This window comes from Parafrankia sp. FMc2, assembly GCF_041008525.1.
GTDB lineage: Bacteria > Actinomycetota > Actinomycetes > Frankiales > Frankiaceae > Parafrankia.
The window spans coordinates 1-11,507 of the sequence record NZ_JBFLUG010000184.1; the positions used below are offsets into that span (position 1 = coordinate 1).

Below are 11,507 nucleotides of genomic sequence, written 5' to 3' on the forward strand. Positions count from 1 at the left end.
GGACACACCCGGACCCTACGGTCTGGTCAACCACGCGGCGCCAACACCCCCGGGTCGCCGGGTCATCGAAGAGCCCCAGCCTGCCACGAAACCAAAAACCGACGATCTACGAGACCTGACCAGTTACTCGCTGAGGACCACGGAAATCAACGAAGTGATCCCGGGCATCGCTTTTCTGGCCGCCGCGGGAGCGTTCCGAATCGGTGCCAAGGTCAAGGACAAGGAAATTACGGAAAAGGCGTTGCAGCTCGGCGAGGGATGCGCGATCCAGATCTATGACGTCGAGAGCAACGGTTACGCCTTCGCAACCCCCGAGAGCTGGTTCGTGGACGATCACCTTATCTCCCGGTTTCCGGGATACACGCGAACCCGCTCTGTCTGGTCGCTCTACGACGCGGTCAGCGAAATTGCGGTGAAGAAACCGTCCTGACTCCAGTTGATCCTGCCTACCAGGCCGGACGGCATCACCGCGCACCACGTCCAGAGACTGTCAGAACTTGAACGTCCGGGACAATCACAGCCGGAATAGGCGGCCGACATGGCACGACGGCGACGCAAGACTCTCGTGGTCTGCCGTTCCTGCCACGACGCCATCCACACCGGAAAGCCGATCCCGCAGCTCACGTCGTAGTCACTGGAGAGCGACGTGCGGTGAAAGTCGCATGCGTCGTTCGGGCTGGGGGCCGCCGGAAAAGGACCCGCACCCGCGGGCACCTCGCCGGCGGCCCACCAGTGCTCTGTGGCACGCCTCTCCCGTGTCGTGCTCACCGAGGTCGCCGCGCACAGCGGCTGCTGGGCGAAGGTCGGCCCGCCACCGAACGACGGCCCCCGCGCGCAGACGACCCGGGAACGCGGATCGCAGGTCCATGACCTGCTCGATCAGGGTGTCGGTCTGCTCGATTGCGCCCGGCGGCTCAACCTCGGTCTGAACACGGTCAAGCGCTACGCGCGGGCGACAGAGCCGGAACGGCTGGTGCGTGTCGGCGCTTCCTGATAACTGACTCCCTGCGGTGCCTTGGGTTTCAGTATTCGTCGCGACGGGATCTTGCTTGGTGGCGAAGTGGTGGAGGATCCCGGGGTGGCTGATGCCGATGCGCTCGGCTAGTGCCGCTTCCGACAACGTCTTCCCGCTTTGGTGATGTCAAATGTGCTGGTCATGGGCCTGCCTCACCCCGGCTGGACAGGCCGACGTTGGCGGGTCCGGCACTAGCTCCAACAGTCGGGTCCCGCGGTAGCCCTGCCGGGCGAACAGCTCGACGGCGGCGTCGAGGATCTGCTTGCCGCCGGGCGACGCCGCAGTGGTTCAGTGCGCCCTTCTTCGGCGGCATCAGCCTGGCACTCCCAGCGGGGTTGACACGATCAGGAACCTCCCGATAAACCTACAGCCCTGTCGGTAAGACGTGTCGTGGGCTGCGCGCTGGACGGGGCGCGGCTCCGGCGAGGACTCGCGCGCTGGCAGTGCGATGCCCTCGGGAAAATGACTCTGAGTAGTTGACATGGAGCGATGGTCGGATGAAGTCGCCAGATGACGCTGAACTGAACGCTGCACGTGGTGACATGGCGCTTCGAGGGAGGACGTTCCTCCTCGGAGGTGTCTTATCTGCCGCCGGTGTCGTCGACGCAGGTGGGTTCGCCGGATGCTCGCGTAAGCCGTCGACGTCCGGCGGGGGGCCGGAGTCCTGGAGGGTGCCCGAAGCGGCATATGTCCGCGACCGGGGCCTCGCCGGTGCGGGTCCCTGCGCCACCATCGGCGACCATGAGTGCGCTACGGGTGAGCCTACGGGCCTGCAGACCCTCATCGGCGGGCTGGGCGTGCCTGGTCTGGGTATCCCGCTCGGCGGCGTCGGCTCGTTCTACTACAACCTGTTCGGGACCTTCGGGGCTGTGGAACATGAGTAGCTCGCAGTCGTCGAACTTCTGGGAGAGGCGCACCCTCCCGCAGGTGGCGTTCCATGTCCGCGAGCAGGTCGAGGGCGTCAGGCGGCCCGACCGTCAGGACCCTCGCCACCCGGCACGACAACATCGCCCCGCAGGGGAACTTCGGTGGCGTGCTCTCGACATGGAAGCAGCTGAGCCCCGACGACGGCACCTACGCGACGCTCTGCCCATTCGGGTGGACGACCTACAAGGCCGGCAACCCCGCCCGGTCCACCCGTCATGGTGAACACAGACCTGAAGCACGTCCCGATGGACTACATCCAGCCACCCGGCCGCTACATCCCGGAAAAAATCGGCGACGTGTGGCCCGGCACCACGTACATGGCCACGGCCGCCGCCGTTCACATCGGCCGCAGCACCGGCGACGAGGCGCTCGTCGCCAAGGCCCTGAAAATGAGTGAAGCCGTGGCGAACCAGATCTTCGACGAAGGCGAACGCTCGACCAAGGGCTACGCCTTCGGCACCAGAATCCTGGTTCGTGGACGACGTCACGATCTGCCGGTACACCGCCTACACCCGGGCCTGCTCCGTCTGGCAACTCGTCGACGCGCCCGACACCATCCCAGGGAAATCGAAATAGCCCTCCCACAAAACCGAAAAGGATGACCACCATGATTCGTTGGGGTGTGGTGGGACCGGGCGAGATCGCGGCCGGGTTCGCGGAAGCGATGCGGTTGGTCGACGACGGAGAGATCGTCGCGGTGGCGTCACGCTCGACTGAGCGCGCCACGGCCTTCGGCGACAGGTTCGGGATCCCGACCAGGTACGGCGACTACGCCGCGCTCGCCATCGACCCCGACGTCGACGTGGTCTACGTGGCGACCCCGGCGTCGCGGCACGAGCAGGACACCGTCGCCTTCCTGGAGGCCGGCAAGCACGTCCTGTGCGAAAAACCGTTCGCGCTCGACGCCCGACAGGCCCGGCGGATGGCCGAACACGCCCGCGGCCGCGGACTGTTCCTGATGGAGGCGATCTGGAGTCGGTTCCTGCCGGCCTACCGCTCCCTGGTCGACGTGCTCGCCAGCGGACGCATCGGCGAACCGCTGCTGGTGGAGGCAGACTTCGGGATGCGGTGGCCGGTGCGCCCGGAGCATCGCCTGTTCGACCCGGATCTGGGTGGCGGTGCTCTGCTCGACCTGGGCATCTACCCGATCCAGCTCTGCTCGCTCGTGCTCGGCTCAGCCGAACACGTCGCTGCAGCCGGTGTCATCGGCGAGACCGGAGTCGACGAGCAGGTCGCCGCGGTGCTCCGTCATGCCTGCGGCGCGCTTGGCGTGGTCAAAGCGGCGATCCGGGTGACCATGTCGTGCACGGCGCGCATCGCGGGCACCGGCGGATCGATCGACCTCCCAGCGTTCATGCACTGCCCGAACGCCCTCACCGTCACCACCCGCCCCGGCGGTGCCGAACACATCGACGGCTCCTACGAGGGCAACGGGCTGCAGTTCGAGATCGCCGAAGTGCACCGCTGCCTCACCGAAGGACTCACCGAAAGCCCGGTGATGCCGCTGGACGAGACCATCGCCCTCGCCTCCACCCTCGACGCCATCCACGCCCAAGTACTCACGAGCGCGGCGCGTTCGCGCTCGTCGGTTCCAGTCCACGCAGGAGCCTCCGACCGAAGGCGAGCCCGATGAACCGTCCCTCTTCACACCGTTCGCTGCTCGACTTCTACGCCGACCCCGACGCGGGCAGCTGGGAAGAGGTCGGGTACGTCTCCTATCCGCTCGGGCCACCGGCCGTCGACACACCGGTCGTGGCCCGCCCGCGGACGCGGGCATTGCCTGACCTGCGTGAACGTTACGACGCGGTCGTCGTGGGAAGCGGAGCCGGTGGCGGCGTCGCCGCATTCGTGCTCGCGTCCGCGGGAGCATCCGTGCTCGTCGTCGAACGTGGCCAGTGGTATGGCGCGGGCGACCTCGCGACCGACCACATCCGCAACCATCGGTTCTTCCTCGGGGGCGACCTCGACACGCCCCCCGGGCACCCCCGGGCCGTCCTCGGCGACGACGGCGAGATCGCCGTCGAGTCCGAGGACGGCCGCTACCACCACAACGCAATCACCGTCGGAGGCGGCACCCGGTTCTTCGGCGCCCAGGCCTGGCGGTTCCGACCCGAGGACTTCCGGATGGCCTCCCTGTACGGCGTCCCGGAAGGATCCGCGCTCGCGGACTGGCCGATCACCTACGACGACCTCCAACCGTTCTACGACCAGGTGGAATGGGAACTCGGCGTGGCCGGCCGCCCGCACCCCGACGACGCGCACCGCAAACGCGACTACCCGATGCCGCCGTTCCCGCCGACCGCTCTGGCCGCCGCGCTCGCGGCCGGCGCCGACAGGCTCGGATGGCAGACGGGACCAACTCCGCTGCTGCTGAACACCCGACCCCGCGCTGGCCGGGCCGCATGCATCCGCTGCGGGATGTGTGTCGGCTTCACCTGCCCCGTCGATGCCCGCAACGGCACCCACAGCACCGTCCTGCCCCGCGCCGTCGACCTCGGCGCCGACCTGACTGTTGGCGCGCAGGTCACGCGGGTATCCGCCGCTGGCGACGTCGAGATCGCCGCCGGCGGCGCGTCACGTGTCATCCGCGCCGAAACGGTCGTGCTCGCCGGCGGCGCGGTCGAGACCGCCAGGCTGCTCCAGCTCAGCGGCCTGGGCAACGACTGGGTCGGCGACTGCCTCCAAGGACACCTCTACGCAGGCGCGCTCGGCGTGTTCGACGAGCCGGTCCACGACGGACTCGGACCAGGCCCGTCCATCGCGACCAGACGCTTCGCCCACGGAAACGACAGCGTCATCGGCGGTGGCCTGCTCGGGGATGACTTCGTCAGGCTCCCCGTCATGCACTTCTTCATGACCCGCCTCATGGGCCTTTCCCCCGACGTCAGCCAGGCGTACGCGCGTCGCGCCATGGCGGAGAGCTACCGCCACACCGGCATGGTCTCCGGGCCGGTCCAGGAAGTGACGACTCGCAGCGCACGCGTTCGGTTGGCGTCAGGCGTGACCGACCACCTCGGCCTCCCTGTGGCCCGACTCGAAGGTTTCCATCACCCCGAGGACCTCCGAACCGTCGCGTTCCTCACCGACCGAGCCGAGGAATGGCTACGCGCATCCGACGCCCGCCAAACCTGGCAGATCGGCCCGATGAAGGAAACGACACTCTCCGCGGGCCAGCACCAGGCCGGCACCGCGCGCATGTCCGACTCACCCCGCCACGGCGCAACCGACCCGTTCGGCAAAGTCTGGGGAACAGACCGCGTATACGTCGCCGACGCAAGCCTCCACGTCACCAACGGCGGCGCCAACCCCGTCCTGACCATCATGGCCCTCGCCTGGCGAACCGCAGCACACATCGCCGCCAGCGGATAACCACGAGTAACGCACGACCAGAATGCACGACAGTCGAACCCGGCTGATAATGAAGGAGATCAATGACCCCGGCGAACACCGACGTGTGGCCAACGATCCGGCCCGGCCAGGTCTGGCTCGACACCGCGGGCCGGCGCATCCAGGCCCACGGGGGCTCGATCATCACGGGCGCCGACGGCCTGTTCTACTGGTACGGCGAGAACAAGGAGAGGACGACACCGGGCAGCGGCAACTGGCACTGGGGCGTGCGGGCCTACTCGTCATCCGACCTGGTCACCTGGGCCGACCGGGGCCTCATCATCCCGCCCGTGACCGACGACCCCACCTCGCCGCTGCATCCAGCACAGATGATGGACAGGCCACACATCCTGTTCAACGAGCGCACGGGGAAGTACGTGTGCTGGCTGAAGATCATGAGTAGAGACAGCCAGCAGACCCAAACCGCCACCGTCCTCGTCGCCAACGACCTGCTGGGACCCTACGAAATCGTACGCACCGGGTTGCGGCCGTGTGGCTTCGACGCCGGCGACTTCGATCTAACTGTCGACCCGAAGACAGGCAACGCCTACTACTACTTCGAGAAGGTGCACACCGAGCTCATCTGCGCCGAACTCACCGACGACTACACCGACGTCACAGGGAACTACAGCAGCCACTTCCCACACCCCGGGCCGCCGTTCACCCGCGAGGCACCCGCTCACTTCGAGCGCGGCGGATTCCACTACCTCATCACCTCGGGCACGACCGGCTACTTCCCCAACTTCTCCGAGGTCGCCTTCGGTCGCAGCCACCACGGGCCGTTCACCGTCCTCGGCGACGCACATCCCCACGACGCCTCACGCACCTCGTACCGGTCGCAGATCAGCTCCGTGTTCAAGCACCCCCACAAGAACGACCTCTACATCGCCCTCGCTGACCGATGGCTCCCGCAACTGCCGGAGGACATGCCCAACGTCTACGACGTTGTCGCGGCGATGGCGCGCGGCGACACGCCACCCTCAACCGGCAACGATCAGACGGTGATGGCGGCGGTGCGCGGCGAGAACACAGCGATCGCCGACTACGTGTGGCTACCGATCCGCTTCGACGACGACCGCCCGTCCATCGCCTGGCTCGACGAATGGAACCCCCACGACTTCGCCTGAGGGTGCCACAACGTCCATCAGCACCGAGGATCCGCGATGAAAGCCGACCGGCTGCACGGTAGGTGTCAAGTCAACTGAGACAGTTGATCGTTGGTCGATTGGCTCGGAACTGGCTGGTTGATCCACACGGTCTCCGGTAGCCGGGGCGGCCGTGGCCGGCGGCCGAACCGCTCGGGGTGCGCCGCGCGGGCGCGGTCGAGGGTGACCTGACGGTGGGCCTGGACCTGCTCGGCGGTGCCGAAGTGGACCGAGGCGGGAGTGCGGAACCCGATCCCGGAATGGCGATGGTCGTGGTTGTAGGCGGTGAAAAATCCCTCACAGAAGGCCCGCGCATCGACCAGCGACCCGAACCGGCCCGGGAAATCGTAGCTGTACTTCAAAGTTTTGAACTGCGCCTCGGAATAGGGATTGATGCTCCTATAGATGTCAAGTAGCCCGAGGAGGCGGAACGGAGTTCGCGACGTCGATTTTCTCGGGCGCACCTGGTGGCGGCAGGAGTCGATATACTTCTCGGGCGACATAGCGCTTCAGGCGGCGGATAATCTCTCGCTTTGTGAGCCCCTCGGCAGTGCGCCGGTCGACGTAGTCGATGGTAGGCGGTGATGCCACCGCATGCGCACGATGACGGTGCGGTAAAGCGCGGCATTCGCCTGCCGGTTGCCGCCTCGGTTAAGTCGATGGCGATGTGTCTTCCCGGAAGATGCGGGGATAGGGCTGACACCGCAGAGTTTCGCGAACGCCGATTCTGAGCGGATACGGTCGTTGTTGTCGCCTGCGGCGAGCAGCATCTCGGCGGCTGTGTCAGGGCCGATCCCGACAGCCTCGACCAAGCGCGGCGCGACGGTCTTTGTCTGCTGCTTGAGGTGCCAGCCCAGTGACTTGACCTCGTCGTGCAGACTCAGCCACCGCCGTGCCAACGACGCCAGGACGTGCAGCATCGCCTTCGTGGGCGTGGTTGGCGCGCCCACGCACTCCAGCGCCGCGCAGGCCTCGATGAGTCGGTGATCGGTGAGCGGTTCGAGAGCGCCTCGGAGCTCGTCATCGGCGGTCACCAACGTCGCCTTGAGAGTGATCATGGTTGCTGACTGGGCTTTCACCGCGGTGTCCCGAGCAACCTTGATCAGACGCAGTGCCTCGACCGCGCCATCGGCTGTCTTCGGGATCGCCGTCACGACGCCGGCGGCGACCTGGCGGGCCGCGTGCTCGGCGTCGATCGTGTCGCTCTTCCCGGCGTGGCGACGCACGCCGCTACGTGGCGGCCGGCTGACCTCCCGAACCTCGTAGCCGCGTTTCCGTAGGAAGCCCGCCAGCCCGCGTCCGTAGGATCCGGTCCCCTCAACGCCGAACGCGACCAGCCGCCCGGGAGATTGCAGGATTTCGAGGCAGAACGCGAGGAGTTTGGCGTAGGCCGTCGCGGTGGCCGGGATCACCAGGTCCGCGAGGTGGCCTCCGAGGCCATCGAGGAGTACTGCGACATGCTGATCCTTATGGGTGTCCACGCCGACGATGACATCGTCGCGGGAAAGCGTCATGCTGGGCATTGGCTGGTGGATCTCCTTCACAGATCACCGGTCGCATCCCGCCGGTCAGGCGGGCGGACAGGACTGCGATGAGACCCTGCTGCGATCAGGCTCCTATCAGGTCACTGCCCGCCTGGCCGACGGTCCACAGGCCGCCACCGCGATGGCCGACAGATCAACCCAAAGGCACCCGAAGGGCCGGTCGTTTGACGGGTCAGGCCAGCGCGGCAGCAACAACATGATGCTCGCAGTCATTCGAGGTCCGCGGCCGTGAATGCGACCGATGCACCCCCAACTCGACGAGAAGCTCGGATACCTGCTTGGAGACCATCGCTCCACCACGGTCCGCGTGGATCGCCCGCGGTGCGGCCCCGTTCCGAGCGATGGCGTCGGCGAGGAAGTCCTTCGCGACCACGGCATCCTCGGCGGCGGCCACAAGCCAGCCGGTCACATACCGGGAGTAGATGTCGAGGATCACGTACAGCTTGTACCAGACGCCTTTCTCCGGGCCCTTCAACGCGGTGATGTCCCACGACCAGATCTCGTCCGGTCCGGTCGCGGACAGCTCCGGGAGGACCCGGGGCGGGTGGGTCGCCTGCGCCCGGCGTTCCCGAGTCTGCCCGGCCGCGCGGGCGATCCGGTACATCGTCGACAGCGAGCACCAGTACCGGCCGGCGTCCAGCTCACGGGCCCAGACCTGCGGGATCGCCAGATCCTGGTACTCGGCCCGGGCCAGCACCGCCAACACCTGCGCACGTTCGGTGTCGCTCAGCGCCGCCGGCGGAGCCTTGCGCGCCGGCCACGGGCCATGCAACCGGCCACCACCAGCGGCATGACGGTAATGCGTCGCCCTCGACCGGCCTGTATAGGCGCACGCCTGTTTCACCGACACCCCCGCGGCACGCAGCTCGCCAAAAGCACCGTTCAGGACCTGATCTACTGCTTCTCGGTGTCCGTGCTCCCGGAAATCTGCTCCAAGCTTGAGATTTAACCTTTCTTCTTGCGTCTCGGCTTTGCTGGTATGCCTGTTTTGCGAAGTTCTGACCCGAGTCGGTGGCGTGGAGCGGGGGTGTTGCGGCCTCCGGGTGGGCGTCCGGGGCCGGGGTGGCTGGTTTTCGGGAGACGTGCCGGGGTTCCCAGGGAGCTGCCGGAAAATTACTCCGGTTTTTGACCGTGTTCTGAGTGGGTAGGGTCCGGGGGGTGAAGGAGGGGACCGAGGAGTTCCTGGCGGAGAAGTTCGCGGTGTTGCTGCCGCATCTGGACGAGCGTCGGCGGCGGCTGGTGCTGGGGGCGGATGCCAGGGCGTTGGGGCACGGCGGGATCCGTCTGGTGGCCCGGGCGGCGGGGGTCTCGGAGGACACCGTCTCGCGTGGGGTGGCCGAGCTGGGCCTGGGAGAACCGCCGACCGGCCGTACGCGCTCGGCGGGCGCGGGACGGCGGCTGTTGCGGGAGAAGGATCCGCGGCTGGTCGGCGCGCTGCTGGCGCTGGTCGAGCCCGACCAGCGCGGGGACCCGGAGTCGGCGCTGCGGTGGACGGTGAAATCGACCCGTGCCCTGGCAGCCGAGCTGACCCGGCAGGGCCACCAGGTCGGAGCGGACACCGTGGCCCGGTTACTCAAGCAGGAGGGGTTCTCCCTGCAGGGCACGTCGCGGACGACCGAGGGCACCCGCCATCCCGACCGGGACGGCCAGTTCCGCTATATCAACGACCGGGTGCGTGAGTTCACAGCGGCCGGGCAGCCGGTCCTCAGCGTGGACACCAAGAAGAAGGAGGTCCTCGGCGACTATGCGGTCGCCGGCCGGGAATGGCACCGCACCGGGCAGCCGGTGCCGGTACGAACTCATGATTTTCCCGAGAAGAACGCGCCCAAAGCGGTGCCCTACGGGGTCTACGACCTGGCCGCCGACACCGGCTGGGTGGCGGTCGGCTGCGACGGGGACACCGCCGCGTTCGCGGTGGCGACCCTGCGCCGCTGGTGGGACGGGGAAGGCCGGCACCGCTACCCACAGGCGAACAAGCTGCTGATCACCGCCGATGCCGGCGGGGCGAACGGCTACCGGGTCCGGGCGTGGAAGACCGGACTGGCCGACTTCGCCCACACGGCCGGCCTGGAGGTGACCGTCTGCCACTTCCCACCGGGAACCTCGAAATGGAACAGCATCGAGCACAGGCTGTTCTCCCGGATCAGCATCAACTGGCGCGGACGTCCGCTGACCAGCCACGAGGTCGTGGTCAACACGATCGGGGCGACCACCACCCGCACCGGGCTGACCGTGCATGCCGAGTTCGACCCCGGCGCCTACCCCACCGGCCTCGTCGTGCCCGACGAGGTCATGGCTACTCTGCCGTTGACCGCCCACGACTGGCACGGACAGTGGAACTACACCCTGCGACCACAGCCGCCGGCACCGGCCGCCGTCCCGCGTTACGAGGAACGCGCCCAGCCTGAGGACCGCGCCCCCGACTGGCTGCACCATCCGACCCTCACGGGCATGGAACGCCCCACCTTCACCACCCTGCTGGACCTGGTCGAGCAGTATCTCCTCGACCACCCGCCGATCAGCCTGCACCACAAACACGCCCGGTACCGCATCCTGCGCCGCGGCCCGCTGTCGCTGTCCGACCGGCTGCTGGTCACCGTGATCCACCACCGCTGGAAGACCCAGCACCGGGCGCTCACCCGGCTGCTGGGCTCACCCCGCGACGCCGTCAGCGACGCGATCCACGCGATGACCCCCTTCCTCGAAGGCCTCGACCGGCGCATTCCACCCGCACCGATCACCGCGCCCACCGTCCAGGACCTCACCAACCTGATCGACAAGAGCAACATCAAAGCCTGAAGTTATTTTCCGGCAGCTCCTTGATGCGAGACCAGGCCATGTCCTGCTCCGACGCGAGCAGCATCGCCGACTTGCCTGTCGTGCCGCTGGAGCAGGAGACGTAGTGACCCGCGGCCGCCAGACGTTCGATCCAGTCGTCGATGCCGTCGATGCCGGAGGTGTCGATCGGGCTGATCGGATAGGGCGAGACGGTGCCCAGCCATGTGCCGAGCCGGTCCCACCGCTCCTCGATCAGGAAGCTCTCCGGGTAGCTCTTGTAGACGCTGTGGGGGAAGAGTAGCCCCACCATGTCCTCGCGACCGCGGATCTCGGCGGTGCCGGACTCACGAGCCCGGTGGGCCAGCAGCCTGATCCGGTCCCTGCGCTCCTGGAACCGCTCGTTCAGGGCGGCTGACTGCGTCTCGCGCAACTCGATGTGGGAGTGATCGAACCGATCCTCCGCATCGACCAGCCGGGTCAGCGTCTCGATAGCTGAGCTCACAGGTCATCCTTACTGCTGGTAGGGGTGGTCGAGCTCTCGAAAAGGCACCTGGCGTGTATCATTAATCGATGGACCGGCCCAGCGCAAGAGGGACTCCGGAGCGAGGTGACGTGCACGACGGAGTGGCCACACCCCGGCGCGGGGCGGGGCGTCCCACCCGCGAGCAGGCCGAGGCGCGCCACGAGGAGCTGCTCGACACCGCGCTCGAC

10 protein-coding genes and 4 pseudogenes are annotated in these 11,507 nt (G+C 67.4%); 9 read left to right on the forward strand and 5 right to left on the reverse strand.

Going from position 1 to position 11,507, the window contains the following annotated elements; all coding sequences use genetic code 11:
* From AB1460_RS32810 to AB1460_RS32845, 8 genes and pseudogenes are all read left to right on the forward strand, one after another.
* On the forward strand, positions 1-430 hold a 430-nt coding region (locus AB1460_RS32810), incomplete at its 5' end, for a hypothetical protein (protein WP_368966080.1).
* Positions 431-538: 108 nt separating this feature from the next.
* The gene (locus AB1460_RS32815) at positions 539-631 is read left to right on the forward strand and encodes a hypothetical protein (RefSeq protein WP_368966082.1); all 93 of its coding nucleotides are present in this window, start codon (positions 539-541) and stop codon (positions 629-631) included.
* A 129-nt stretch (positions 632-760) separates the two neighbouring features.
* Positions 761-979: pseudogene (locus tag AB1460_RS32820) on the forward strand (ISL3 family transposase); the annotation flags it as partial.
* Between the two features lie 707 nt (positions 980-1,686).
* Positions 1,687-1,899 carry a hypothetical protein gene (locus AB1460_RS32825; RefSeq protein ID WP_368966084.1) on the forward strand — a complete coding sequence of 71 codons (213 nt, stop codon included), beginning with the start codon at positions 1,687-1,689 and terminating at the stop codon, positions 1,897-1,899.
* A gap of 288 nt (positions 1,900-2,187) precedes the next feature.
* Positions 2,188-2,544, forward strand: coding sequence for a hypothetical protein (locus tag AB1460_RS32830; protein ID WP_368966086.1), 357 nt, complete (start codon positions 2,188-2,190; stop codon positions 2,542-2,544).
* Between the two features lie 5 nt (positions 2,545-2,549).
* Positions 2,550-3,575 carry a Gfo/Idh/MocA family protein gene (locus AB1460_RS32835; protein ID WP_368966088.1) on the forward strand — a complete coding sequence of 342 codons (1,026 nt, stop codon included), beginning with the start codon at positions 2,550-2,552 and terminating at the stop codon, positions 3,573-3,575.
* Positions 3,572-5,311, forward strand: coding sequence for a GMC oxidoreductase (locus AB1460_RS32840; RefSeq protein ID WP_368966090.1), 1,740 nt, complete (start codon positions 3,572-3,574; stop codon positions 5,309-5,311). The genes AB1460_RS32835 and AB1460_RS32840 overlap by 4 nt, the downstream gene beginning before the upstream one ends.
* 62 nt (positions 5,312-5,373) lie before the next feature.
* Entirely contained in the window at positions 5,374-6,456 is a 1,083-nt protein-coding gene (locus AB1460_RS32845; RefSeq protein WP_368966092.1) for a family 43 glycosylhydrolase, read from the forward strand.
* Between the two features lie 65 nt (positions 6,457-6,521).
* Here AB1460_RS32845 and AB1460_RS32850 read toward each other — a convergent pair.
* The 4 genes and pseudogenes from AB1460_RS32850 to AB1460_RS32865 form a co-directional block, all read right to left on the reverse strand.
* A pseudogene (locus AB1460_RS32850) lies at positions 6,522-6,866 on the reverse strand (integrase core domain-containing protein); the annotation flags it as partial.
* A gap of 117 nt (positions 6,867-6,983) precedes the next feature.
* Entirely contained in the window at positions 6,984-7,997 is a 1,014-nt protein-coding gene (locus AB1460_RS32855; RefSeq protein ID WP_368966093.1) for an IS110 family transposase, read from the reverse strand.
* 193 nt (positions 7,998-8,190) lie between these two features.
* On the reverse strand, positions 8,191-8,790 hold the full coding sequence (locus AB1460_RS32860; RefSeq protein WP_368966095.1) for a DDE-type integrase/transposase/recombinase: 600 nt from the start codon (positions 8,788-8,790) through the stop codon (positions 8,191-8,193).
* Between the two features lie 173 nt (positions 8,791-8,963).
* Positions 8,964-9,116, reverse strand: a pseudogene (locus AB1460_RS32865) (transposase); the annotation flags it as partial.
* A 60-nt stretch (positions 9,117-9,176) separates the two neighbouring features.
* On the opposite strand from AB1460_RS32865, the gene AB1460_RS32870 reads away from it, so the two are divergent.
* Positions 9,177-10,817, forward strand: coding sequence for an ISAzo13 family transposase (locus AB1460_RS32870; protein ID WP_420497432.1), 1,641 nt, complete (start codon positions 9,177-9,179; stop codon positions 10,815-10,817).
* A 22-nt stretch (positions 10,818-10,839) separates the two neighbouring features.
* Here AB1460_RS32870 and AB1460_RS32875 read toward each other — a convergent pair.
* Positions 10,840-11,298, reverse strand: a pseudogene (locus tag AB1460_RS32875) (hypothetical protein); the annotation flags it as partial.
* Positions 11,299-11,507 lie beyond the last annotated feature (209 nt).

Excerpts from the sequence above, each read along its gene's own strand:
- AB1460_RS32815 (WP_368966082.1), top strand. The coding sequence starts at position 539 with ATGGCACGACGGCGACGCAAGACTCTCGTGGTCTGCCGTTCCTGCCAC.
- AB1460_RS32830 (WP_368966086.1), top strand. The coding sequence starts at position 2,188 with ATGGACTACATCCAGCCACCCGGCCGCTACATCCCGGAAAAAATCGGC.
- AB1460_RS32835 (WP_368966088.1), top strand. The coding sequence starts at position 2,550 with ATGATTCGTTGGGGTGTGGTGGGACCGGGCGAGATCGCGGCCGGGTTC.
- AB1460_RS32840 (WP_368966090.1), top strand. The coding sequence starts at position 3,572 with ATGAACCGTCCCTCTTCACACCGTTCGCTGCTCGACTTCTACGCCGAC.
- AB1460_RS32845 (WP_368966092.1), top strand. The coding sequence starts at position 5,374 with ATGACCCCGGCGAACACCGACGTGTGGCCAACGATCCGGCCCGGCCAG.
- AB1460_RS32855 (WP_368966093.1), bottom strand. The coding sequence starts at position 7,997 with ATGCCCAGCATGACGCTTTCCCGCGACGATGTCATCGTCGGCGTGGAC.